This window comes from Ruegeria sp. BHSB064 (assembly GCF_059613205.1).
In genome coordinates this window covers 1-23350 of sequence record NZ_JBXWSB010000052.1, presented here as the reverse complement: position 1 = coordinate 23350, position 23350 = coordinate 1, and the positions used below count along the sequence as shown (strand labels likewise).

The 23350-nt window shown below is 57.9% G+C and carries 23 protein-coding genes; 16 read left to right on the top strand and 7 right to left on the bottom strand.

The window, feature by feature from the left end:
- Position 1: 1 nt before the first annotated feature.
- Positions 2-463: an Lrp/AsnC family transcriptional regulator gene (locus AC2FNU_RS13410; RefSeq protein WP_496789119.1), complete on the bottom strand. Its 462-nt coding sequence runs from the start codon at positions 461-463 to the stop codon at positions 2-4.
- Between the two features lie 102 nt (positions 464-565).
- On the opposite strand from AC2FNU_RS13410, the gene AC2FNU_RS13405 reads away from it, so the two are divergent.
- The 4 genes from AC2FNU_RS13405 (at position 566) to AC2FNU_RS13390 (ending at position 4849) form a co-directional block, all read left to right on the top strand.
- Entirely contained in the window at positions 566-1981 is a 1416-nt protein-coding gene (locus AC2FNU_RS13405) for an aminotransferase class V-fold PLP-dependent enzyme (protein ID WP_496789115.1), read from the top strand.
- Between the two features lie 65 nt (positions 1982-2046).
- Complete coding sequence (hisC, locus tag AC2FNU_RS13400) at positions 2047-3132, top strand: histidinol-phosphate transaminase (protein ID WP_496789110.1); 1086 nt, start codon at positions 2047-2049, stop codon at positions 3130-3132.
- Positions 3129-4049, top strand: coding sequence for a prephenate/arogenate dehydrogenase family protein (locus AC2FNU_RS13395; RefSeq protein WP_496789108.1), 921 nt, complete (start codon positions 3129-3131; stop codon positions 4047-4049). The genes hisC and AC2FNU_RS13395 overlap by 4 nt, the downstream gene beginning before the upstream one ends.
- Positions 4046-4849, top strand: coding sequence for an extensin-like domain-containing protein (locus AC2FNU_RS13390; protein ID WP_496789106.1), 804 nt, complete (start codon positions 4046-4048; stop codon positions 4847-4849). Before AC2FNU_RS13395 ends, AC2FNU_RS13390 begins: the two co-directional genes overlap by 4 nt.
- Here AC2FNU_RS13390 and AC2FNU_RS13385 read toward each other — a convergent pair.
- On the bottom strand, positions 4846-5847 hold the full coding sequence (locus AC2FNU_RS13385; protein WP_496789104.1) for a DUF2125 domain-containing protein: 1002 nt from the start codon (positions 5845-5847) through the stop codon (positions 4846-4848). The two genes, AC2FNU_RS13390 and AC2FNU_RS13385, sit on opposite strands and share 4 nt — an antisense overlap.
- A 67-nt stretch (positions 5848-5914) precedes the next feature.
- Here AC2FNU_RS13385 and AC2FNU_RS13380 point away from each other — a divergent pair, with 67 nt between their 5' ends.
- From AC2FNU_RS13380 to AC2FNU_RS13365, 4 genes are all read left to right on the top strand, one after another.
- A complete protein-coding gene (locus AC2FNU_RS13380) occupies positions 5915-6445 on the top strand; it encodes a gamma-glutamylcyclotransferase (protein WP_496789102.1) in 531 nt (176 codons plus the stop codon).
- Between the two features lie 69 nt (positions 6446-6514).
- Entirely contained in the window at positions 6515-7693 is a 1179-nt protein-coding gene (locus tag AC2FNU_RS13375) for a biopolymer transporter ExbB (RefSeq protein WP_496789099.1), read from the top strand.
- A gap of 3 nt (positions 7694-7696) precedes the next feature.
- On the top strand, positions 7697-9439 hold the full coding sequence (locus tag AC2FNU_RS13370) for a peptidoglycan -binding protein (protein ID WP_496789097.1): 1743 nt from the start codon (positions 7697-7699) through the stop codon (positions 9437-9439).
- A 254-nt stretch (positions 9440-9693) separates the two neighbouring features.
- On the top strand, positions 9694-10206 hold the full coding sequence (locus tag AC2FNU_RS13365) for a phosphotransferase (RefSeq protein ID WP_496789095.1): 513 nt from the start codon (positions 9694-9696) through the stop codon (positions 10204-10206).
- A gap of 57 nt (positions 10207-10263) precedes the next feature.
- Here AC2FNU_RS13365 and AC2FNU_RS13360 read toward each other — a convergent pair whose 3' ends face one another.
- From AC2FNU_RS13360 to gloB, 3 genes are all read right to left on the bottom strand, one after another.
- Positions 10264-11151 (bottom strand): YHYH protein, encoded by an 888-nt coding sequence (locus tag AC2FNU_RS13360; protein WP_496789092.1) that lies wholly within the window; start codon positions 11149-11151, stop codon positions 10264-10266.
- Positions 11152-11289: 138 nt separating this feature from the next.
- Positions 11290-13614: an ATP-dependent Clp protease ATP-binding subunit ClpA gene (clpA, locus tag AC2FNU_RS13355; protein ID WP_480801861.1), complete on the bottom strand. Its 2325-nt coding sequence runs from the start codon at positions 13612-13614 to the stop codon at positions 11290-11292.
- Positions 13615-13788: 174 nt separating this feature from the next.
- Complete coding sequence (gene gloB / locus AC2FNU_RS13350) at positions 13789-14556, bottom strand: hydroxyacylglutathione hydrolase (protein WP_496789089.1); 768 nt, start codon at positions 14554-14556, stop codon at positions 13789-13791.
- A gap of 61 nt (positions 14557-14617) precedes the next feature.
- Here gloB and AC2FNU_RS13345 point away from each other — a divergent pair, with 61 nt between their 5' ends.
- From AC2FNU_RS13345 to AC2FNU_RS13315, 7 genes are all read left to right on the top strand, one after another.
- Positions 14618-15352 carry a class I SAM-dependent methyltransferase gene (locus AC2FNU_RS13345; RefSeq protein WP_496789139.1) on the top strand — a complete coding sequence of 245 codons (735 nt, stop codon included), beginning with the start codon at positions 14618-14620 and terminating at the stop codon, positions 15350-15352.
- A 302-nt stretch (positions 15353-15654) separates the two neighbouring features.
- Positions 15655-16215, top strand: coding sequence for a F0F1 ATP synthase subunit delta (locus tag AC2FNU_RS13340; RefSeq protein WP_480801864.1), 561 nt, complete (start codon positions 15655-15657; stop codon positions 16213-16215).
- Positions 16216-17754 carry a F0F1 ATP synthase subunit alpha gene (gene atpA / locus AC2FNU_RS13335; RefSeq protein WP_496789084.1) on the top strand — a complete coding sequence of 513 codons (1539 nt, stop codon included), beginning with the start codon at positions 16216-16218 and terminating at the stop codon, positions 17752-17754.
- A gap of 12 nt (positions 17755-17766) precedes the next feature.
- Positions 17767-18642, top strand: coding sequence for a F0F1 ATP synthase subunit gamma (locus tag AC2FNU_RS13330; protein WP_496789079.1), 876 nt, complete (start codon positions 17767-17769; stop codon positions 18640-18642).
- A gap of 18 nt (positions 18643-18660) precedes the next feature.
- A complete protein-coding gene (gene atpD, locus AC2FNU_RS13325; RefSeq protein ID WP_496789074.1) occupies positions 18661-20085 on the top strand; it encodes a F0F1 ATP synthase subunit beta in 1425 nt (474 codons plus the stop codon).
- A 12-nt stretch (positions 20086-20097) separates the two neighbouring features.
- Positions 20098-20508, top strand: coding sequence for a F0F1 ATP synthase subunit epsilon (locus tag AC2FNU_RS13320; RefSeq protein WP_171091733.1), 411 nt, complete (start codon positions 20098-20100; stop codon positions 20506-20508).
- A 114-nt stretch (positions 20509-20622) separates the two neighbouring features.
- Positions 20623-20973: an H-type lectin domain-containing protein gene (locus AC2FNU_RS13315; RefSeq protein WP_496789066.1), complete on the top strand. Its 351-nt coding sequence runs from the start codon at positions 20623-20625 to the stop codon at positions 20971-20973.
- 39 nt (positions 20974-21012) lie between these two features.
- Here the strand turns inward: AC2FNU_RS13315 and rpiB are convergent, their stop codons facing one another.
- Complete coding sequence (gene rpiB, locus AC2FNU_RS13310; protein ID WP_496789063.1) at positions 21013-21462, bottom strand: ribose 5-phosphate isomerase B; 450 nt, start codon at positions 21460-21462, stop codon at positions 21013-21015.
- Between the two features lie 112 nt (positions 21463-21574).
- Positions 21575-22594, bottom strand: a complete 1020-nt coding sequence (locus AC2FNU_RS13305; protein ID WP_480801870.1) for a ribose-phosphate pyrophosphokinase — start codon at positions 22592-22594, stop codon at positions 21575-21577.
- Between the two features lie 107 nt (positions 22595-22701).
- Here AC2FNU_RS13305 and AC2FNU_RS13300 point away from each other — a divergent pair, with 107 nt between their 5' ends.
- Complete coding sequence (locus tag AC2FNU_RS13300; RefSeq protein WP_496789058.1) at positions 22702-23304, top strand: 2-hydroxychromene-2-carboxylate isomerase; 603 nt, start codon at positions 22702-22704, stop codon at positions 23302-23304.
- The last annotated feature ends 46 nt before the right edge of the window (positions 23305-23350 follow it).

The window sequence follows — 23350 nt, the reverse complement described above, 5'->3', positions numbered from 1 at the left end:
TTTAAATCGGCAGCGGTCGCCCTTCGGCGATCGCTTCCATCGCGAAATACGAGGTGACACTGTCCAGTTCGACCTTTTCGATCAGGCGTTGGTAGACCTTGTCATAAGACGCCATGTCTTCGGTAACGACCTTCAACTGGTAATCGTAATCGCCGCCAATGCGATGAAAATCCACGACTTCCGGGATGGTCAGAACATGGCTGCGAAACGTCTGAAGCCATTCGACCGAATGATGCCGCGTGCGCAGCATGACAAAGACCACAAGGCTCAGCCCTAGTTTCTCGCGTGCGATACGGGCGGTGGATCCAGTCAGGACGCCATTTTCATTCAGGGCCTTCAATCGCCGCCAGCAGGCGTTTTGAGAAAGACCAACGCGATCCGCCAGTTCCCGTTGGGACAGGGTAGCGTCCTTTTGCAGCTCTTTCAGAATGCGCGTGTCAATTTGATCTAATTTTGAAGCCATATCTGATCATATGACACAAAATTTTCGAAATCTACGCAAAGATAGGTGAAGTTTCTCCGGCATAAATAAATCACATTGGGTGGGCAGTTAGGAGCCTTTGCCATGACCCTGTCCAAATTTCGTGCGGATCTTTGTTCCACCACTCACAAGTCCAACCTGCGCGATGGGCTGATCGGAGAAAACGTTCTGATCCCGGGTCTGCTTGGGGACGTACCGCTTGTTTATGCGGATTACGTCGCTTCGGGCCGTGCATTGCGGCAGGTCGAAGACTATGTCGCGCAGCATGTGTTGCCGTTCTACGCGAACAGCCATACCGAGGCCTCCTACTGCGGATCCTATATGACACGTCTGCGCCGAGAGGCGCGGGACGAGATAGCCCGCCTAGTTGGCGCGAGGGGAGAAGACGCGGTGATCTTTACCGGGTCCGGTGCCACGGCGGGGCTCAACCGGTTGGTCAGTTTGATGGGAGTGGAAGAGGCTGACCAGCCGGTTGTTTTAATCGGACCGTATGAACACCATTCAAACATTCTGCCTTGGCGCGAGAGCAAGGCGCAGGTCATCGAAATCCCTGAAGGCGAAGGTGGGGGTGTAGATCTGCAAGCGCTGGAATCTGTTCTCAAGGCACATGCAAATGCCGATCTGTTAATCGGGTCATTCTCGGCGGCGTCCAACGTGACAGGCATTATCACGGACCCTGATCCCGTAACCCGGTTGCTCAAGGCGCATGGTGCGCTGGCCGTTTGGGATTACGCTGGTGGAGGGCCGTACTTGCCGATGGACATGGGCCCTTCGGATGCACGAAAAGATGCGATCGTGGTTTCACCGCATAAATTCCCAGGAGGACCGGGCGCGTCAGGTGTTTTGGTCGTAAACCAAACCGCAGTAAAGCGGACCTGCCCAAGCTGGCCCGGTGGTGGCACCGTCAGTTTTGTATCGCCCTGGCGCCACGATTACAGCGCCGATCTGTCAACGCGGGAAGAGGCTGGAACGCCCAATGTGATCGGAGACATCCGTGCGGCGCTGGCATTTATCGTGAAGGATGTCGTCGGAACAAAGGAAATTGCCGAGCGCGAGGCGCAGTTCAACCAGATGGCTCTGGAAGGTTGGCAGGACAACCCGAACCTGACTTTGCTTGGGATCGAGAACCCGCATCGTTTGCCGATCTTCTCGTTCCTTGTCCGCGACAACGCTGGACAGCCGGTGCATCAGCAGCTGTTCACCCGGATGCTCAGCGACATCTATGGTATTCAGGCCCGTGGTGGCTGCGCCTGCGCAGGGCCATACGCGCATCGCTTGCTGGGTATTGATCGTAAAGCCTCAGACGCGTTGCACGCGGCCTTGTCTGCGGGGGAAGAGATGAAGAAGCCCGGCTGGGTGCGGCTGAATTTCTCGTATCTGATGAGCGAGGAAACGGTACAGTTCATCATCGATAGCGTCAATGACCTGTCCCGCCGGACCGAGGAATTCGCGCAGTACTACGATGCCGACCCGGCGACCGCGCGCTTCAAAGCCGCATGATGGAATTGCCGCTTTTCTCAACCCGTTGAGACAGGTATGAGAGGCCCATTCAACGGAGCCTCTCAATGACCAAGATCACCCCTCAACCCGGCATTATGGACATCGCGCTCTATCAGGGCGGCCAGTCGCATGTGGCCGGGGTGGAGCACGTGATCAAGCTGAGCTCGAACGAAAACCCGTTCGGGCCAAGCCCCAAGGCGATTGAGGCGGTACGCGACAGCGCTGCCACGTTGCATCGCTATCCCAGCACCGACCACGCAAGCCTGCGCGCGGCCATCGGCGCGCGCCACGGGCTGGATCCGGCGCGTATCATCTGCGGTGTCGGCAGCGACGAGGTGCTGCAATTCATCGCTCAGGCTTATGCGGGGCCGGGGGATGAGGTGGTCTATACCGAGCACGGGTTTTCGATGTACCCGATCATCGCCCGCATGGCGGGCGCGACGCCGGTCATGGTGGCCGAGCGCGACCGCAAGGTGGATGTGGATGCCATTTTGTCGGCAGTGACAGGGCAGACGCGGATTGTGTTCGTCACCAACCCGGGCAATCCGACCTCGACCATGATCTCGAATGACGAACTGGAACGGCTTGCACAGGGGCTGCCTGACACATGCCTGATGGTTCTGGACGGGGCCTATGCCGAGTTTGTGGATGGGTTCGACGGCGGTGCATCGCTTGTGGACGCCTATGAGAATGTCATCATGACCCGGACTTTTTCCAAAGTGTACGGGCTGGGTGGAATGCGGGTTGGCTGGGGCTATGCGCACCAATCGATCATCGACGTGCTGAACCGCGTTCGCCAACCGTTTAACCTGTCACTCACCGCCTTGGCAGCGGCTGAGGCTGCGGTGAACGATGTCGAGTTTCTGACCTTCTGCCAGTCTGAGAACGCGCGCCTGCGTGTGTGGTTGGCAGAGGAGCTTGCCAAGATCGGTGTGCCTTCGGACCCGTCCTGCACCAATTTCATCCTTGCGCGGTTTGCTGACAGGGCTGAGGCCGAAGCCTGTGACGACTACATGAAAACCCAAGGTTTGATTGTCCGCCGAGTTGCGGGCTACAACCTGCCGAACGCCTTGCGGATTACCGTGGGCGACGAAGAAGCCTGCCGCCGAGTGGTTGCGGCGATCACTGCATTCAAGAAGGGCGCAGCATGAGCCAGATTTACGACCGTGTTGCGCTGATCGGGCTGGGCCTGATTGCTTCGTCCATGTTCTGGGCCATCAAAAGGGCAGGGCTGGCCGGTGAAGTCACAGGCTATGCCCGATCCGAGGCCACGCGGGACACTGCGCGCAGGATCGGACTTTGCGACCGCGTGTGCGATACCGTGCAAGAGGCCGTTGAGGGTGCCGATCTGGTTGTCCTCTGTGTCCCGGTCGGGGCGATGGGGGCTGTCGCAGAAGAGATTGCACCCGTTTTGAAACCCGGCGCGACAGTATCGGATGTTGGATCGGTCAAGCGCCACGTGATAGACGCTGTGCAGCCGCACATCCCCCAAGCCGTGCATTTTATCCCGGCACACCCGTTGGCAGGGACCGAACACTCCGGCCCGGAATCTGGATTTGCAGAACTGTTTGACAACCGCTGGTGTCTGGTGGTCCCGGTCGAGAACTCGAACCCCGAGGCGATTGCCCGCCTGCGTGCGTTGTGGGAAGGCATGGGGTCAAATGTCGATGAGATGGACGCAGATCACCATGATCTGGTGCTGGCCGTGACCTCTCATGCGCCGCACCTGATTGCCTATACAATGGTTGGCGTGGCAGACGACCTGCGACGCGTAACCGACAGTGAAGTCATCAAGTATTCGGCCGCCGGTTTTCGGGACTTCACCCGCATTGCAGCATCCGACCCGACCATGTGGCGGGATGTTTTCCTGTCCAACAAAGACGCGACGCTGGAAATCCTGGGCCGTTTCACCGAAGAGCTGTTCGCGCTGCAACGGGCCATACGGACCAGTGACGGAGAGCATTTGTTTGACTACTTCACCCGCACCCGTGCTATTCGTCGCGGCATTATCGATGCGGGGCAGGACACGGACGCTCCGGACTTCGGACGAGGAAAAGCGGGTTCATGAAATTGCGCTGGAGGCACTTTCTGATCGGGGTTATGGCCGCTGCGGCTATGACGTCACAGGCTGCGCCTCTGGAACAATCCCTTGTACCTTTGAAGCGTCCGGCGTTGGACCAGACAGCTTTGCCAGCTGCTTCTCAACCCACTGTGCGGCCGGTGCCTCGTCCGATCGCGCCGCAGGTCACAGCCGCCGCAATACGCCCGTCGGATGTACCGCTCAGACCCTTGATGCGCCCCAAATGGCTGGAGCAAGAGGTGCTGTTCAAAAAGCGTAAGCTGCGCAAAAGCTCGGTTTGCGGTGACATCGCCATTCAGGGCAAGCCCGTGGGCCGCGTTGGCAGTAAGAATTCAGCTTGTGGTGTCAAGGATGCGGTACAGATCACCTCGGTCTCGGGCGTCGTGCTCAGCCGTCCTTCGACAATGGACTGCGGCACTGCGATTGCGCTGAACAAATGGGTCGAAAAAACGGTCAAGCCTACCTTCAAACGTCGTGGTCCTGTGATCGAACTACAAGTGGCTGCCCACTACGCCTGTCGGACGCGTAACAATCGAAAAGGCGCGCGAATCTCTGAACATGGCAAGGGGCGCGCGATCGATATTTCTGGGTTCAAAATGGCGGACGGAGAAGTGGTGACCGTTCTGGACGGTTGGCGCAAGAACCCCTCGCAGAAACAACTTAAGAAAATCTGGCGCGGCGCATGTGGGCCATTTGGTACCGTTCTGGGTCCGAATTCAGACCGCTATCACCGGGATCATTTCCATCTGGACACGGCCCGCTATCGCAGCGGACCTTACTGCCGCTAACGCAGGATCAGGCGTGGGGCAAGCCCCAAGGGCAATGGTCCAAGTGCCACAAATCCGTCGCGGAAATTCAGCTGCAAGTCCAGTGCATTCGGGTTCCCACCCAGCCCTGCCATAAAGTTGAGCGCGCGCGTAACCGGATCGACGGCCTGATCCGGCAGGGCACCCGCCGCATTGGCCATGGCAATCATGTCCCGCCAGTTTTCCGCTTTGACCGCTATCTCTCCGGTTGGGATTCCTTGCGCATCCACATCCAGCGCACCGGTCGCAAACAGCCTGAGCCCACCCCATTTGGCCTCAGCGAGCTTAAGGTCGATCCTGACCGGTTGAGGGCGGCCCTGTTCCAGCGCGGACCGGTCCCAGGGTTTGTCGAATGTCGCCACCATATCCAGTTCCAGCGTGTCGAAAGACTGCGGTAACGAAGTGGCGGATTCCATAAGGTTGCGCAGGTCATCGCCGGGCGTGAAGCCATCCACACGAACTGCCATGTTATAAGCCTCGGGCGCGGCAGTTTGTTCCATCAACAGCTCAAGCGTTCCGCCTGCGGCCAGAGCCTGCGCGTTCTCGGTGACAGACCAAGGGCCTGCGGTCAGCGCCATTTTTTCCAAAACCAGCGCTACACCGGGCCGCAATTGCAAGTGCGCCTGCAGGGCATCTGCCTTGATCGTTGCGGTCTGGTCAAAGTAAGACAGGCGCTGTGGTGTATCGGCAAAGCGCAGGATCTGACGTCCGGGCCAGATCGCGGGGTTTTCAAATTCAATCCAGTCCGCGCTCCAGGCGGTGCCCGTTGCCGGATCGGCGAGGGCTGGGTTGTTCAACCGTGTCATGTGATGGGTTGGATAGCCCGCCGTGGCAACGTCCGAGAACTCCGCTTGCCAGCCCAGCTCTTGCTGCTGATCAAACCAACCGGTGATGGCATTGCGCAACCCATATCCGGCAATGAACCAATAGGCGCTCCACAGAACGGCGATAAAGATGAACACTCGTAATAGACGGCGCATGAGCTTTGGCCCTTTTTCCTGCCTTGGATTTGATGTTTATAGGCCGAAACAGGCAAGGACCAGTGCAATGACGATGTGGGTATTCGGATATGGATCGCTGCTGTGGAATCCGGGCTTTCCCGTGGCGCGCAGCGAACGTGCGACGTTGCATGGGTTTGCCCGATCCTTCTGCATGAGCTCGATCCACCATCGGGGCACCGAGGATAAACCGGGTCTGGTGCTGGCGCTGGACGAGCAGGCAAACGCAAATTGCACCGGTCTGGCCCTGGCGGTTGAGGCTGGCCACGAAGATCGCACCCTGCACGAGCTGCGCGAAAGAGAGTTGATTTCTTCAGCCTATGTCGAGCGGATGCTGGATGTGCAACTGGAAACCGGCGATATCGTAAACGCCGTGACCTACGTGATCGATGCAGACCACGTCCAGTATTGCGGTGGAATGCCGCTTGAGAAACAGGCTCAGATCATCGCCCACGCCGTTGGTGGGCGTGGTCCTAACGACGAATACCTGTACAATACAGCCGAACATCTGGCCGAGATCGGGCTGAGAGATCCCGATCTTGAGTGGTTGGCGCAACGGGTGCGCAGCATCACCGCATAAACTCTTGGCGTCACCCGCGGATTTTCGCTAGATTCGACGCAGAGCAGGCAAAGACCGGGAACCACGCGCATGGCGCAGGCACATCAGGGCGCGAGACCCCATTTCTCGCATCCAACACGACAAATCCTGTTGATGTTGATGGCGATCGGCCTGTCTGGGCTGGGTGTGTTTCTGGCGCTGCCTTATGTAATGCCGGTTTTCTTTGCCAACCCGTATCTGAACGGGTTCATTTTATTGGTGTTCCTGATTGGCGTCTTTGCTTGTTTTTATCAGGTGACACAGTTGATCGGGTCGGTGCGCTGGATCGAAGCTTTTGTCGGTGGTGTTGTGCGTGAAGACGCCCGCACGCCACAGTTGTTGGCGCCTTTGGCATCACTTCTGCGCGAGCGGGGCGCCCGGTCGCAGATCAGTTCTACCTCAACGCGTTCGATCTTGGATTCCGTTGCAGAGCGGGTCGAAGAAGAGAGGGAGATCACTCGCTATATCACCAACGTCCTGATCTATCTGGGTCTTTTGGGTACGTTCTTCGGTCTGGCAACAACCGTTCCGGCCATTGTCGACACCATCCGCAGTCTGAACCCGCAAGAAGGCGAAGAAGGTCTGGCCGTGTTCAACCGCCTGATGACCGGGCTTGAAGCACAGTTGCAGGGCATGGGCGTGGCGTTCGGATCGTCCTTGCTCGGCCTGGCCGGGTCTCTGATCGTTGGTCTGTTGGAAGTCTTCGCGGGTCACGGCCAGAACCGATTTTACCGCGAGCTTGAGGAATGGTTGTCATCGATCACCCGCGTTGGATTTGCCGGTGGCGAGGAAGGTGGGGCCGAGATCGCCGTGCTGACTCCTGTTCTGGATGCCATGTCCGAGCAGATGGACGCGTTGCAGGATCTGTTTTCGGCTCAGGAAAGTGAAAGGGCTGAGGTTTCTGCCAAGCTTGGGCAACTGGTCGATGTGATCGGTGAGATGAACAATCGCCAAGCCAATAGCGAAAGTGTCACCTCGGCTTTGGAGCGCGTAGCCCTTGGGCAGGATGCGCTTCTGGATCACATGCGCGATCACGGCGCGGGTGAAGGCATCGATGCCGAAAGCCGGATGCGCCTGCGTTCGATGGATGTGCAATTGTTGCGGATTCTCGAAGAGATTTCAGCTGGTCGACAGGAAAGCATGAACGAGTTCCGCAAGGACATCGAACTTCTTGTGAAGGCCCTGACCCTGCCGCGCGGTGCAGTGCGCACTACGCCGGAAGGAGAGTAATCCATGGCGCTGTCCCGCCGTACCGGTCAACGGTTCCAGGGCTCGGTCTGGCCCGGATTCGTGGATGCGATGACGGGGCTGTTGATGGTGCTGACCTTTGTTCTGACCATCTTCATGGTGATCCAGTTTGTTCTGCGCGAAACCATTTCGGGTCAGGAAGACGAACTGACCACGTTGGCGGACGAAGTTGCAGCGCTTGCAGGTGCTCTGGGTTTGGAAGAGCGTGAGAACAGCCGTTTGCAGGCCCGTCTCGGCGCGCTCAACACAACCTTGTCGCAAGCCGAGGACGATTTGGCCCAAGCGCAATCGCTGATCGCATCGCTGACCACTGAACGTGACCGTCAGGCCGCGGCCCTGGATCAAGCTCAAACTCGGATCACCAATTTCGAAGCACAGGTTGCTGCTTTGCTTGCGGAACAGGAAAAAGCGCTGGGTGATATCGCGGCGCTTGAGACACAGCGTGAGCAATTGCTGACCGAGCAGGAGGCTTTGAACCTTGCTCTGGCCCAAAGCCGTGAAGAAATTGATGCGCAGACCGAAGCCGCCCGGCTGGCTGCTGCACGTCGCGAAGCGCTGGAAGCTCTGGTCGCAGATCTGGAGCAAAGTGGTGAGGAGCGTGCTGCTGAAATCACTGCGCTTGAACAGCAACTGAGCGACGAGGAAGCCGCCCGCCTGGCCGAAGCTGCCGCCGCTGAGGCGTTGCGAAACCGGCTGCAAGATGCGGATGCTGAGCTGACGGCCATGACCCTGGCATTGGAAGCGCAACGCCAAGAGGCCGAAGACACACTGACCCTGCTGGCCGCCGCTCAAGCCGCGCAGGCCGAGTTGCAGCGCAGGTTCGGCGATTTGGATCCGGATGCGTTGAAGGCTCAGCTTGAAGCCGCGTTGCAGGCGCAGACGCAAGCGCAAGCTGATGCCGACGAACAACGCACTCTGGCTGAACAAAGACAGGCTCTTTTGGCATTGGCTGAGTCGACATTGTCTGATGAAAAAGAAATCTCTGCCGAGGCACAACGAGAGGCGGCCTTGTTGAACCAACAAATCGCCGCGCTGCGCGGGCAGTTGGGGTCGTTGCAGGCTTTGCTGGATGATTTTGAAGAGCGGAACGAAGCCGCAGAGATTCAGATCCAAACTTTGGGGCAGGATCTGAACGCCGCGTTGGCCCGTGCCGCATCTGAAGAACGCCGTCGCCGCCTGTTGGAAGAAGCCGAACGCCTGCGCCTTGAGGCCGAAGCTGAAGCATTGGCCGGTCAGAACGAAGAACTGGCCGCGCAGGCGGAAGACCTGCAACGCTATCGTTCGGAATTCTTCGGTCGTCTGCGGGATGTCCTTGGAGATCAGGAAGGCGTAAGGATCGAAGGCGACCGGTTTGTGTTCTCGTCCGAAGTTTTGTTCCCAACGGGTTCGGCCGTGCTGTCCACCGAAGGACGGCAGGAGGTCGCCAAAGTCGCCAACATCCTGCGCAGCGTCGCGGCTGAGATTCCGACCGGATTGAATTGGGTGATCCGCGTTGATGGTCACACCGACAATGTCCCGCTTGCTGGAAGTGGCCGGTACCGCGACAATTGGGAGCTCAGCCAGGGCCGCGCGCTGTCGGTGGTGCGTTACATGGTGGATGCGCTGGGCATCCCGCCAAACCGTCTGGCCGCCAATGGGTTCGGTGAGTTTCAGCCGGTCAATCCGGCTGACACACCCGAAGCCCGCGCGCAGAACCGCCGGATCGAATTAAAACTGACCGAGCGGTAGTCCCGTCAAACCGTGATTTGGTCGGCCTGTCTTAACGGGATTTCATCTTATGGCCGATGAAAATCGGCGCGCGCACCCTATATCAACCCGTAGGTTGATTGGAGATGTGCGTGAGAGAAAAGGCGACAGATGTACATTTAGCGGTTCGTAACGCCCTGCGAGCCCCTTATCAGCGCGTAGCCTTGTGCCATACCCCACAAGGAAACAGATTTTGGCTGAAACGCATCGAACGCTTCGCGCCCCATCTCTGGTTGGTGAAGGGTAAACCTGAACAAGCCTTCGACAGAGATCGGTCTTCTCACCGGTTCTTGTGGAACTACGGTGCACCGGTCCCCAGAATTGTGGCTGAAGGCAAAGGGTACTTCGCTGTCCAAGACGCCGGGGCAAGCCTGACAGAGTTTTGCGCCGACAATTCTGTTACCCACGCGGAAAAACTCAGAGCTTGTCGCGCTGCTGGACAGGCGCTGGCAAGGCTGCATGCGATGGATCTAACACATGGGCGCCCGGCGTTTCGGGATATGTGCTGGGATGGGCGTCAAATTCGCTTCATCGATTTTGAGTATTTTACGCCCACAAAGGCTGGACGGCTTCGCAAAGCCCGCGATCTGGGTATTGCGACCCTGTCATCTCTGGCGCAGGGCGGTATGGGCTTGTACTACGCCTATTGTGTGCTGTCCGCTTACGTTTCGGCGCGGGGCAGGAAGCCTAAGGCGCTGCCGGTGCCATATCCTGTGCGGGTGCGCAACAGTCACCCGCGCATTCGGTAACGGATGTGGCAGATCGCGTTACGTGCACAGGGCAAACTCACGAATGCACAAAGCGACTTACCGTCTTCCAAACTTGAAACTTTGATCCGGTGTGCCCATGAAACACCGAGGCACCACAGGATAATCCTCGGTCAGGAAGTAGGCATAGGTTCCGTTGGGATACTCGGCTGAAACCGTGAAAGCACCGTTGCATTTGTCCAAATTGCCGTGACCCTGAACATAAGTATAGTCTTCGTTGAAAGTGCCGTCGTATCGCCCGTTCGGCTCGGTGCCTCCGGGTCTGTTTCCGGTTTTCAGGCTATAGGACGATTTCATTTCAGTTACTTTGCCGTCAATTTTCCCAGTCATCGCGTAGATTGGAAAACCATCAGCGGCGTATCCTATCAGTGGTGAATGCTCGGACGGTGACCACCCTAACAGTTCGATCAGTCCGGTCGGAACGCCGTGATAATGGTACTTTCCGTTCGGCTGAACATGTGCGTAATTTGCATCCAAACCGAGCGCAATGGCGCCGCCCAACGCATTGTAGGACCACCCCGATTCCGGATCACCGTGCCAGAACTCGGCAGCCAGCGGGTCGAACACGACCCCGTTGAGTGAGACACCAAAATTCCAACCCATGCTGAGCGGTGTGAAGATGCCATTGGAAGCAGGGTTTGCCGGAAGCTTGAGCTTGACCTTCTGCGTTTCAATTTGGTGTGGATTGCCACGGTTTGGAAACTGGCCAACCAGATGATCCGGAATTCCGTTGCCTGTCACTTTGATCTTGCTGTTTTTCTCTTTCACCGAGGCAATGCTTTCCCCTGGGTTAACAGTTGCAGGTACCAGCCTTAGAGATTCAGTTGCCGTCTCGTCGTGATACCGGAACCTGTGTTGTGCTGTTGCAACTGCCGCTATGGCAGACAAGGCAAATGCAGTGCCCCAAACAACTGTAATCTTGTTCATGAACCAACCCCTGTTTTTGTGTTCGTCATTGAGAGTTACACGCAGCAAGAGCATAGTTCCGTCGAACTTTAAGAGAATAAACAGAAAAAAGCCCGACGATTTGGATCGCCGGGCTCTTCTTAACATTTTGTTTTCGGGTCAGTCTGCTGTCAGCAGCGGAGGCTTGTCGCCCGGAATGCGCGGCTGATCCGGTCCCAGAATCTCCAGATCCAGGTCACCCTTTTTGACCGAGACACGCACCACACCGCCTTTGGCCAGCTTGCCAAACAGCAGCTCTTCGGCCAGAGGTTTCTTGATGTGTTCCTGAATGACACGGCCCAGCGGACGCGCACCCATCTTGTCATCGTACCCTTTGTCAGCCAGCCACTCGGCGGCTTTGGGTGTCAGATCAATGGTCACGCCGCGATCCAGCAGTTGCGCCTCAAGCTGCAAGACGAATTTCTCGACCACTTGCAGGATAACCTCTTTCGGCAGCGGCGCGAACGAGATTACGGCATCCAGTCGGTTGCGGAATTCCGGCGTGAACATGCGTTCGATCGCTGCCGTGTCTTCGCCTTCGCGACGGTCGCGACCAAAACCGATGGCCGCTTTGGCTTGTTCCTGCGCGCCCGCGTTCGAGGTCATGATCAGCACCACGTTGCGGAAGTTCACTGTGCGTCCGTTGTGATCGGTCAGTTCACCATGGTCCATGACCTGCAACAGGATGTTGAACACATCCGGGTGCGCTTTCTCGATCTCATCCAGCAGCAGCACGCAATGTGGATGCTGATCGACACCGTCGGTCAGAAGACCACCCTGATCGAACCCGACATAGCCCGGAGGTGCACCGATCAGGCGGCTGACTGCGTGTTTCTCCATGTATTCCGACATGTCAAAGCGCAGCAGTTCCACACCCAGCGTATCCGCCAGTTGTTTTGCCACCTCGGTCTTACCCACACCGGTCGGACCCGCGAACAGGTAGTTGCCGATGGGTTTCTCAGGTTCGCGCAGACCGGCACGGGCCAGTTTGATCGCGCTGGACAATGCCTCGATGGCCAGATCCTGACCAAAGACCACGCGCTTCAGCGAAGCTTCGAGGTCCTTCAACACCTCAGCATCGTCCTTGGTGACGTTCTTTGGCGGGATACGGGCGATTTTGGCAACAACGGCCTCGATCTCTTTCACGCCAATGGTCTTGCGACGTTTGCTTTCAGCCAGCAGATGTTGTGCGGCACCGGCTTCATCGATGACGTCGATCGCCTTGTCCGGCAGCTTGCGGTCATTTATGTATCGCGCCGACAATTCCACTGCGGTTTTGATCGCGTCAGCGGTGTATTTGATCGCGTGATGTTCTTCAAAATAGGGTTTCAGGCCCCGCAGGATTTTCACGCTGTCTTCCACCGAAGGCTCGTTCACATCGATCTTCTGGAACCGACGGCTCAGCGCGCGGTCTTTTTCGAAGTGTTGACGGAATTCCTTGTACGTGGTCGAGCCCATGGTGCGCAGTTTGCCACCCTGAAGCGCAGGCTTCAGCAGGTTCGAGGCATCCATCGCCCCGCCCGAAGTTGCACCAGCGCCAATCACGGTGTGAATCTCGTCAATGAACAGAACTGCGTCAGGATGATCTTCCAGCTCTGTCACAACGGCTTTCAGCCGTTCTTCGAAATCGCCGCGATACCGCGTTCCGGCCAGCAACGCGCCCATGTCCAGCGAATAGATCGTGGTGTTGGCAAGGACGTCAGGTGCCTCTCCCGCCACGATCTTATGCGCAAGACCCTCGGCGATGGCGGTTTTACCCACACCCGGATCGCCGACCAGCAGCGGGTTGTTCTTGCGGCGACGGCACAGCACCTGGATACAGCGTTCAACCTCATCCGAGCGACCAATCAACGGATCAACGTCACCCGCCCGAGATTTTGCGTTCAGGTCGACGCAGTATTTCCCAAGCGCGCTTTCCTTCTGTTCGGTTTCGCCAGATGTTGTCTGAGCGTCTTCTTCCACCTGATCTGCGCCCGAAACCGAACGGCTTTCGCCATAAGCAGGGTCCTTGGCCACGCCATGAGCGATGAAATTGACCGCGTCGTAGCGGGTCATGTCCTGTTCTTGCAGGAAATAGGCGGCATTGCTTTCGCGTTCTGCGAAAATGGCGACCAGTACGTTGGCGCCGGTCACTTCGGTGCGGCCCGAGCTTTGTACATGTATCGCGGCGCGTTGAATCACGCGCTGGAACGCAGCCGTTGGAACGGCCTCTGACCCGTCAATATCCGTGACCAGATTCGAAAGATCCTCGTCAATGAATTCCACCAGAGTGCTACGCAACTCGTCCAGATCGACGCTGCACGCTTTCATAACGCGCACCGCATCGGGTTCTTCCAGAAGCGCCAGCAGCAGATGCTCCAGCGTTGCAAATTCATGACGCCGTTCATTCGCAGCCGCCAAGGCCGCGTGGATGGCTTGTTCCAGTGTGCTCGAGAATGAAGGCACGCGGGTGCTCCTCTGTCTTGGGTCAGAAGGGGGCGGGCTATCGGCCGGAACCCCATCCCAACCATGTCCTCATACTATTAGAGTTTGGTTGATCGGCGTCCGGCTTCAAGGGTTTTCTTTCACTTGACAGTCACATTTGTTGTGACCGTGACCGTGAAGAGGGCGAAATAAGCATCAGAACCGGTCTTTTCTACCCCGGATCTCTGCAAAAACGGCCTCGGGCTTCGCGCCTGTCATGCCCAGATGGGCCTGAATCGCCGGATCTTCGGCTCTCAGGAACGGATTTGTGGCCTTTTCAAGCGCCAGAATCGACGGAACCGTGGCCTCTCCGGCGGCCCGTGCCCGGTCGATATCGGCAATGCGCGCCTTTAGGTCAGGGTTTTCCGGATCGACGGTAATGGCGAATTTGGCGTTGGATTGTGTATATTCGTGCCCCGAACATACCAACGTGTCATCGGGCAGGGCGGCCAGTTTACTCAAAGAATCCCACATCTGCTCGGGTGTTCCCTCGAACAGACGCCCACAGCCCAGCGCCATGAGGCTGTCAGCGGTGAACACCGCGGCGCTTTCCGGCATGTAGTATGCGACATGCCCTATTGTGTGACCGGACACATCCAGAACCTGAACTGGTTCCCCTCCGATTTCAAAGCTGTCACCTTCGGCCACCTGCAGATCAAGCGGCGGCAAGCGATGGGCATCAGCAGCGGCTCCGATGACCTGTGCGGGGTGTTTTTCCAGAATACCTGCCAGCCCATCGACGTGATCCCAGTGATGATGGGTCAGCAGCACGTGGGATAAGGTCCATCCCCGCGCCTCTAGCGCCTTGAAAATCGGTGCGGCCTCGGGGGCGTCAATTAGCGCGGTCTGCCCGCTTGCGGCGTCGTGGGCCAGAAAGGCGTAATTGTCGCTCAGGCATGGGATTGTAACGATCTCAAGAGGCATGGCTTTTTGCCCTTTCATTGCTAGACTGCGCCCAGCTAAGCCGATTGACCGGATGTCCGCAATGCATCTTGATGTGCAGGATCTGAGGAACTTTTACTATCGCAGCACGCTGGGGCGTGCTGCGCAGGCGGCCATTCGTGGGCGTTTGATAGAGCTTTGGCCCGAGGCCAAGGGTCAGACGGTTGCCGGATTCGGCTTTGCTGTGCCGTTGCTGCGCCCATACCTGGCAGATGCGCGCCGGGTTATCGGGCTGATGCCCGGCCCGCAGGGCGTAATGCCCTGGCCAGCGGGGATGCCTAATGTCTCTGTTCTGACCGAAGAGACGCTTTGGCCGATCGAAACGGGTCACGTGGACAAGCTTGTTGTGATGCATGGGCTGGAAACGTCAGAGAGACCCAACCAATTGCTGGATGAATGCTGGCGTGTTCTGGGACCTGGCGGTCGGGCCGTGTTCATCGTTCCGAACCGGGGCGGTCTTTGGTCGCGCACTGACAAAACGCCGTTTGGCTTCGGGCGTCCTTACACTGCCACGCAGCTGGAAAACCAACTTAAGGCGCATCACTTTCTGCCCGAGGCGCACTGCTCGGCTTTGTACCGCCCGCCTTCGTTCCGCCGGTTTTGGCTGAAATCCGGAAGTTTGATCGAAAAAACCGGACAACGGATTCCTACTGTTATGGCAGGCGGAGTGCTGATGGTTGAGGTGAGCAAACACATCCAACCACCCAGCGGAACAGTGACCAAGGACGCGGTAAAGAAACCGATTAAGGCGCTTGACGGCCTTTTGAAGCCTGCGTGACAATCACGAGCTTTCCGAGGCGGCAAAAATGCGGGAAAAAAGTCACAGGAATCGCAAAAACCTGCATATTCGTAACATTTTTCAACTGAGCCAACGGGTTCAAACGGTCGCACTTGAGCTAAGTGCATGAAAAGTAACAATTTGTGGATAAATATGTTACCGCTATAGCGTATTGCTTGGTTGGGACACCTCTGCTACATCCCCGGTGATTTTGATCCCCGCCCTTTTTGGACGGGGTTTCTTCACGCCCCCGGGTAGCTGCCGCACGCGAATTCGGGGCCTCAAATATCGGAAGGGTGGACGTGTCCGAACCAGCTTCGATTTCCACAGGCATTGCCGAGCGCTATGCCACGGCGATCTTCGAGATCGCAAAAGAGAACAAAGACCTCGCAGGTCTGGAATCCGGCATCAATGATCTTGCAGCAGCACTTGGCGACAGTGCAGAGCTGCGCGACCTGATCGCCTCGCCGCTGGTTTCCCGCGCCGAGCAAGAAGGCGCTATTACTGCCGTTGCTGACAAAATGGGCCTGAACGCGATTCTGCGGAATACGCTGGGTCTGATGGCGCAGAAACGCCGCCTGTTTGTTGTGCCGCAGCTGGTGCAGGTTCTGCGCGACATGCTGGCGGACGAGCGTGGTGAAGTGACCGCGGATGTTGCGTCGGCGAAGGCGCTGACCAAGACACAACTGGAAAAACTGTCCAAGACGCTGTCCGAGCGTGTGGGCAAGACCGTGACTATCAATGCGACCGTGGATGAAAGCCTCATCGGCGGTCTTGTCGTTAAAGTGGGCTCGAAGATGATCGACAGTTCGATCCGTTCGAAGCTGAACTCCCTACAGAATGCAATGAAAGAGGTCGGATAAATGGGAATCCAAGCTGCAGAGATTTCTGCAATCCTGAAGGACCAGATCAAGAATTTTGGTCAGGAAGCCGAAGTGGCCGAAATCGGCCGCGTGCTGAGCGTCGGTGACGGGATTGCCCGTGTATACGGCCTGGACAATGTGCAAGCGGGTGAAATGGTCGAATTCCCCGGCGGCATCATGGGTATGGCGTTGAACCTGGAAAGCGACAACGTTGGTGTTGTTATCTTCGGGTCCGACCGTGACATCAAAGAAGGTGACACCGTTAAGCGCACCAACTCGATCGTGGATGTTCCGATCGGTGACGAGCTGCTGGGTCGCGTTGTTGACGGTCTGGGCAACCCTCTGGACGGAAAAGGCCCGATCAACGCGTCGAAGCGTGGCGTTGCAGACGTCAAAGCCCCCGGCATCATTCCACGTAAATCGGTGCACGAGCCGATGGCAACCGGCCTGAAATCGGTTGACGCTATGATCCCGATCGGCCGTGGCCAGCGGGAACTGATCATTGGTGACCGCCAGACCGGTAAAACCGCTGTGGCTCTGGATACCATCCTGAACCAGAAGGTCTACAACGACGCAGCGGGCGACGATGAGTCGAAGAAACTGTACTGCGTTTATGTTGCGGTTGGTCAAAAGCGTTCGACCGTTGCGCAGCTGGTGAAGAAACTGGAAGAGTCCGGCGCGATTGACTACTCGATCGTTGTGGCCGCAACCGCGTCCGACCCGGCGCCGATGCAGTTCCTGGCACCTTACGCCGCCACTGCGATGGCCGAATACTTCCGTGACAACGGCCGTCACGCCCTGATCATCTATGATGACCTGTCGAAGCAGGCCGTTTCGTATCGTCAGATGTCCCTGCTGCTGCGTCGTCCGCCGGGCCGTGAAGCGTATCCGGGTGACGTTTTCTACCTCCACTCCCGTCTGCTGGAACGTTCGGCGAAGCTGAACGAAGACTTCGGTGCAGGCTCGCTGACCGCTCTGCCGGTTATCGAAACTCAGGGTGGTGACGTTTCGGCGTTTATTCCGACCAACGTGATCTCGATCACCGACGGTCAGATCTTCCTTGAAACCGAATTGTTCTACCAGGGCATCCGTCCTGCTGTGAACACCGGTCTGTCGGTTTCGCGTGTGGGCTCGTCGGCCCAGACCAACGCGATGAAATCGGTTGCTGGCCCGGTTAAGCTGGAACTGGCTCAGTACCGCGAAATGGCGGCCTTTGCCCAGTTTGGTTCGGACCTCGACGCCGCAACTCAGCAGCTGCTGAACCGTGGTGCGCGTCTGACCGAGCTGATGAAACAGCCGCAGTACTCGCCGCTGACCAACGCGGAAATCGTCTGCGTCATCTTCGCAGGCACCAACGGCTACCTCGACAAGATCGAAGTCTCAGATGTTGGCCGCTATGAGGCCGGTCTGCTGGCACACCTGCGCGGTAAGCATGCTGACCTGCTGAAGTGGCTCACCGACGAGGATCCGAAGATCAAGGGTGATGCGTCCGACAAGATCAAGGCAGCGATCGACGAATACGCCGCGACCTTCGCTTGATAGGAGGTTCCGATGCCTAGTCTGAAGGACCTTAAAAACAGGATCGAGTCGGTCAAATCGACCCGCAAGATCACCAAGGCCATGCAGATGGTCGCGGCCGCAAAACTGCGCCGCGCCCAGGAATCTGCCGAAGCCTCGCGCCCTTATGCCGAGCGGTTCAATGCCGTGATGGCGGGGCTGGCGGCTTCGGTCGGGGGCAGCGACAGCGCCCCCAAACTGCTCCGTGGTACGGGCAGTGATGATGTCCATCTGCTGGTTGTCATGACAGCTGAACGCGGCCTGTGCGGCGGCTTCAACGCGAACATCGCCAAGCTTGCCCGCGCCAAAGCGGAAGAGCTGCGCGGCAAAGGCAAGACGGTCAAGGTTCTGACCGTTGGCAAGAAAGGCCGCGACGCGCTCAAGCGTGATTTCGAGGACCTGTTCGTTGGACATATCGACCTGAGCGAGGTCAAGCGTCTGGGCTATTCCAACGCGCAAGACATCGCGAAGGACGTCCTGTCTCGCTTCGACGGGGGTGAGTTCGATGTTGCCACGATCTTCTATTCGAAGTTCGTCAACGTTGTGACCCAGATCCCGACGGCGCAGCAGGTTATCCCCGCCTCGTTTGAGGAAACCGAGGGTGACGACAGCGGTGCTGTCTTCGACTACGAGCCCAGCGAAGAGGCCATTCTGGCTGACCTGCTGCCCAAGGGGGTTGCGACCGCGATCTTCTCGGCTCTGCTCGAAAACGGAGCGTCTGAACAGGGTGCACGGATGTCCGCGATGGACAACGCGACACGCAACGCGGGTGAGATGATCGACAAGCTGACGATCCAGTTCAACCGCTCGCGTCAGGCCGTGATCACCAACGAGCTGATTGAAATTATTTCCGGCGCCGAAGCGCTGTAAGAAAACCGGAGACGAAACATGGCGAATGCAAAAGGCAAAGTCACACAGATCATCGGGGCCGTCGTCGACGTGCACTTCGAAGATCAGCTGCCTGAAATTCTGAACGCGCTGGAAACCATCAACAACGGCAAACGCCTGGTGTTGGAAGTTGCTCAGCACCTGGGTGAAAACACCGTCCGCACCATCGCGATGGACGCGACCGAAGGTCTGGTCCGTGGCGAGGCTGTGACCGACACCGGCGCACCGATCTCGGTTCCGGTGGGTAACGCCACCCTGGGCCGCATCCTGAACGTTGTGGGTGAGCCGATCGACGAAAAAGGCCCGGTCGAAGCGTCTGAGGCCCGCGCGATCCACCAGCCCGCCCCGACCTTCGACGAACAGTCGACCGAGTCGGAAGTTCTGGTCACCGGCATCAAGGTTGTTGACCTGCTGGCCCCCTACGCCAAAGGCGGTAAGATCGGCCTGTTCGGCGGCGCGGGCGTTGGCAAAACCGTTCTGATCATGGAACTGATCAACAACATCGCAAAAGTGCACTCGGGCTTCTCGGTGTTCGCGGGTGTTGGTGAACGGACCCGCGAAGGGAACGACCTGTACCACGAGATGATCGAATCGAACGTTATCAAGCCGGACAACCTGTCGGAAAGCCAAGTGGCCCTGGTTTACGGTCAGATGAACGAACCTCCGGGTGCGCGTGCACGTGTTGCTCTGACCGGTCTGACCCTGGCCGAGCAGTTCCGCGACCAGTCCGGTACCGACGTTCTGTTCTTCGTCGACAACATCTTCCGCTTCACGCAGGCGGGCTCCGAGGTTTCGGCTCTGCTGGGTCGTATTCCTTCGGCGGTGGGCTACCAGCCGACACTGGCCACCGACATGGGCGCGCTGCAGGAACGCATCACCTCGACCAAGTCGGGCTCGATCACCTCGGTTCAGGCGATCTACGTGCCTGCGGACGACCTTACCGACCCTGCGCCGGCAACCTCGTTTGCGCACCTGGACGCGACCACCGTTCTTAACCGTGCGATCTCGGAAAAGGGTATCTACCCTGCGGTTGACCCGCTCGACTCGACCTCGCGTCTGCTTGACCCGGCCATCGTTGGTGAAGAGCACTACAAGGTTGCGACCGACGTTCAGCAGATCCTCCAGCGCTACAAGTCGCTGCAGGACATCATCGCCATCCTCGGCATGGACGAACTGTCGGAAGAAGACAAACTGACCGTGGCCCGTGCTCGTAAGATCGAACGCTTCCTGTCGCAGCCGTTCGACGTGGCCGAAGTCTTCACCGGTTCGCCCGGCGTTCAGGTTCCTCTGGATGTCACCATCGCGTCGTTCAAAGCGGTTGTCGCTGGCGAATACGATCACCTGCCCGAAGCGGCCTTCCTGATGGTTGGCGGCATCGAAGAAGTGATCGCCAAAGCCGAGAAGATGGCAGCAGAAGCCGCCTAAGGAGTATCCCTGATGGCAAACACGATGCAATTCGACCTCGTCAGCCCCGAGCGGAGCCTCGCTTCGCTCAGCGCTACCGCGGTCCAGATTCCCGGCGCGGACGGGGACATGACGGCAATGCCCGATCATGCCCCCACCATCACCACGCTGCGCCCCGGTCTGCTGAAGGTTGAGGCACCTGAAGGGTCCAGCGAATACCTGGTCACCGGCGGGTTTGCCCAGATCAACGGCGACAGCCTTTCGGTTTTGGCCGAAAAGGCCATTCCGGTGTCAGAAGTGACCCGCGCGCATCTGGACGAGCTGATCGAAGACGCCCGCGCCTCGCATGAGGCGGCCAAGGGTGGCGATGATCAGACCATCGTTGACGATGCCGCCAAGCTGCTGGCCGATATGGAAGCGCTTGGGACGCATATGAGCCTGTAACCGGCTTTGTAGTCAAAGATTTGAACGGCCTCGCATTTGCGGGGCCGTTTTTTTGTCGTGCTTTTGCCGAATTGCCGGGATAACTTGCGGGAATTCAAGAATAATGATGACAAAATGAAAAAGTTCCTAACCCATCCTATTGGCATTGATCAGGGCGAAGATGTGCTGTTTTCGGAATTTGCCGAAGGCGGTGAAATGTGGACGGGGCAGGGCCCTCGTGAGCGTCGCACGCCCATTCAGTTCACAGAACCCTTTCGCACCCCGCCCGCCGTTCAGATCGGTATTTCCCTGTGGGATGTCGACACGTCTTCGGCGCTGCGCGCAGAAGTGCAGGCCGAAAATATCACGACCGAAGGGTTCGAAGCGGTGTTTCGCACATGGTCCGACACGCGTATCGCCCGCATCCGGGCAAGCTGGACCGCGATAGGAGAGGTCGCGCATCCGGATGACTGGAATATCTCCTGATCCGGGTTCAGACCATCACGCTTTAAGGAAGCGCAGCTGTTAGTTGTCTTGCGCTTCGATCATGTCCACCCGCGTCGCGTGGCGGCCGCCTTCGAATTCGGCACCCAGAAAGGCATCCACGATGTCCAGCGCCTGACCTTCGCCGACAACACGCGCCCCAATCGACAGCATGTTGGCGTTGTTGTGCTGGCGGATCATCCGGGCCGAAAAGGCGTCGGAGCACACGCCACAGCGGATGCCCGGCACTTTGTTTGCCGCCATCATGATACCCTGACCGGTGCCGCAGAGGATGATCCCCAAACCGCAATCACCGGATGCAACAGATTCAGCTGCGGCTTTGCCGTGCTTGGGGTAATGGGTGCTTTCAGGAGTTGTGGGGCCGATATCGACCACCTCCCATCCCTGTTGAGCGATGTGCTTTGCCACGGCCTGCCGCAGATCAATCGCCGCGTGGTCACTGGACAGAACAATGCGTTTGTTTGAGGACATCGGAGGTCATTCCCTCTTTCGCGGACCCACTCGCTTGCCGACAAGTAACCAGCAGAGCAGATCGGTGTTCAAAAAAGCAAAAGGGCAGCTTGTTTTGGCCGCCCGTTGGAACTCAATCCATCTGGTACATGGATTCGTAGATCGGCGTCAGTGTCTTGTCTTCGAACAGCGAAGACACGCTGGTGCCGTTCCAAATGTTCAGGATCGCCTGGGTGAAGATCGGCGCGGTCGGCACGATGCGAATGTTCTTGGCTTTGGCAACTTCTTTGGTCGGTTGAATCGTGTCCGTCAGAACCAGCGATTTCATCACTGAATTGGTGACGCGTTCAACCGCAGGGCCGCTCATGACGCCGTGCGTGATGTAGGAATGAACCTCTTTCGCGCCGTTATCCAACAGCACCTGCGCTGCTTTGCAAAGGGTTCCGGCGGTATCGCACATGTCGTCCACGATCAGGCAGATCTTGTCTTTCACGTCACCGATCACTGTCATCTCGGCCACTTCGCCTGCTTTTTCGCGGCGCTTGTCCACGATCGAGAGCGGGGCGTTGATGCGTTTCGCCAACTCGCGCGCACGGGCCACGCCGCCCACGTCAGGCGATACCACCATGATCTCGTCCATGTTGTTTTTGAACTGGTTTTTCACATCCAGAGCAAAGATCGGCGAGGCATAAAGGTTGTCCACCGGAATATCAAAGAACCCCTGAATCTGGGCCGCATGCAGATCCATGGTCAGGACGCGTTCTATCCCGGCTCCGGTCAGCATGTTGGCCACCAGTTTGGCGCTGATTGGCGTCCGGGCTTTGGTGCGGCGGTCCTGACGGGCATAGCCGAAATAAGGGATTACGGCGGTGATCCTTTGCGCGGACGACCGGCGCAGCGCGTCGGCAATGATTAGCAGTTCCATCAGGTTATCATTGGCGGGGTTCGACGTCGGCTGGACGATGAACATATCCTCGCCCCGAACGTTTTCGAACACTTCGACAAAAATCTCACCGTCATTGAACCGTTCGACCCGCGCATCGACCAGGCCCTGGTCAACGCCGCGATACAGGCTCATGCGGCGAGCGATGGATTCGGCAAGCGGAAGATTGGCGTTCCCAGCGATGAGCTTGGGTTCGTGGAGTGTCGGCATCGGCTGAGGTCCCCGGGCAGCTTTGGCAATGTGACAGATTCGTGATGTTGACACCGCTTAGCACGGGTCTAACGTCCCGCAAAGGCAACGCAGCGGAGAAAGTGAACATGACCCAGATTGACTACTATTTTGCGACAATTTCGCCCTACACCTATCTGGCGGGAAACCGGCTGGAAGAGGTTGCGGCGAAACATGGCGCGACCATCAATTACAAGCCGCTGGACATCATGGCTCTGTTCGCGCGTACCGGGGGCACAGCACCAAAAGACCGTCATATCTCGCGCATCGAATACCGCGCGCAGGACTTGCTGCGTCAAGCCAAACGTCTTGGGGTGGAATTCAATCTGAAACCCGCGCATTGGCCAACCAATATGGCGCCGTCTTCTTATGCAGTGATCGCTGCGACCAAGGACGGGTCAGGGGATGTGGGCAAACTGTGCCAATTGATCCTGCGCGCCTGCTGGGCAGAAGAGAAAGACGTGGCTCAGGATGACGTGATCCGGGATTGCCTGGCAAATGCGGGATTTGATCCGGAATTGGCCAATAGCGGGTTGCTGGTAGGTGCGGAAACCTACGCTGCCAATCTGGAAGAGGCCGTGGAACAGGGGGCCTTTGGTGCACCATTCTACATCACGCCCGACGGGCAGCGGTTCTGGGGTCAGGACAGTCTGGATGATCTGGACCAGCATCTGACTGAGATCAAGGGATGACAGCTTCGGCTGTCACACCGCAATCCGTCTACGTCAGGCGTTTGGG

What these genes read in the sequence shown, in the direction of transcription:
- AC2FNU_RS13300 (WP_496789058.1), top strand. Translation starts at nt 22,702, where the DNA reads ATGACCCAGATTGACTACTATTTTGCGACAATTTCGCCCTACACCTAT.
- AC2FNU_RS13375 (WP_496789099.1), top strand. Translation starts at nt 6,515, where the DNA reads ATGGCGCAGGCACATCAGGGCGCGAGACCCCATTTCTCGCATCCAACA.
- AC2FNU_RS13395 (WP_496789108.1), top strand. Translation starts at nt 3,129, where the DNA reads ATGAGCCAGATTTACGACCGTGTTGCGCTGATCGGGCTGGGCCTGATT.
- AC2FNU_RS13320 (WP_171091733.1), top strand. Translation starts at nt 20,098, where the DNA reads ATGGCAAACACGATGCAATTCGACCTCGTCAGCCCCGAGCGGAGCCTC.
- AC2FNU_RS13305 (WP_480801870.1), bottom strand. Translation starts at nt 22,594, where the DNA reads ATGCCGACACTCCACGAACCCAAGCTCATCGCTGGGAACGCCAATCTT.
- AC2FNU_RS13380 (WP_496789102.1), top strand. Translation starts at nt 5,915, where the DNA reads ATGACGATGTGGGTATTCGGATATGGATCGCTGCTGTGGAATCCGGGC.
- atpD (WP_496789074.1), top strand. Translation starts at nt 18,661, where the DNA reads ATGGCGAATGCAAAAGGCAAAGTCACACAGATCATCGGGGCCGTCGTC.
- AC2FNU_RS13390 (WP_496789106.1), top strand. Translation starts at nt 4,046, where the DNA reads ATGAAATTGCGCTGGAGGCACTTTCTGATCGGGGTTATGGCCGCTGCG.
- AC2FNU_RS13330 (WP_496789079.1), top strand. Translation starts at nt 17,767, where the DNA reads ATGCCTAGTCTGAAGGACCTTAAAAACAGGATCGAGTCGGTCAAATCG.
- AC2FNU_RS13345 (WP_496789139.1), top strand. Translation starts at nt 14,618, where the DNA reads ATGCATCTTGATGTGCAGGATCTGAGGAACTTTTACTATCGCAGCACG.
- AC2FNU_RS13385 (WP_496789104.1), bottom strand. Translation starts at nt 5,847, where the DNA reads ATGCGCCGTCTATTACGAGTGTTCATCTTTATCGCCGTTCTGTGGAGC.
- AC2FNU_RS13370 (WP_496789097.1), top strand. Translation starts at nt 7,697, where the DNA reads ATGGCGCTGTCCCGCCGTACCGGTCAACGGTTCCAGGGCTCGGTCTGG.
- AC2FNU_RS13360 (WP_496789092.1), bottom strand. Translation starts at nt 11,151, where the DNA reads ATGAACAAGATTACAGTTGTTTGGGGCACTGCATTTGCCTTGTCTGCC.
- AC2FNU_RS13405 (WP_496789115.1), top strand. Translation starts at nt 566, where the DNA reads ATGACCCTGTCCAAATTTCGTGCGGATCTTTGTTCCACCACTCACAAG.
- gloB (WP_496789089.1), bottom strand. Translation starts at nt 14,556, where the DNA reads ATGCCTCTTGAGATCGTTACAATCCCATGCCTGAGCGACAATTACGCC.
- atpA (WP_496789084.1), top strand. Translation starts at nt 16,216, where the DNA reads ATGGGAATCCAAGCTGCAGAGATTTCTGCAATCCTGAAGGACCAGATC.
- hisC (WP_496789110.1), top strand. Translation starts at nt 2,047, where the DNA reads ATGACCAAGATCACCCCTCAACCCGGCATTATGGACATCGCGCTCTAT.
- rpiB (WP_496789063.1), bottom strand. Translation starts at nt 21,462, where the DNA reads ATGTCCTCAAACAAACGCATTGTTCTGTCCAGTGACCACGCGGCGATT.
- AC2FNU_RS13410 (WP_496789119.1), bottom strand. Translation starts at nt 463, where the DNA reads ATGGCTTCAAAATTAGATCAAATTGACACGCGCATTCTGAAAGAGCTG.
- AC2FNU_RS13315 (WP_496789066.1), top strand. Translation starts at nt 20,623, where the DNA reads ATGAAAAAGTTCCTAACCCATCCTATTGGCATTGATCAGGGCGAAGAT.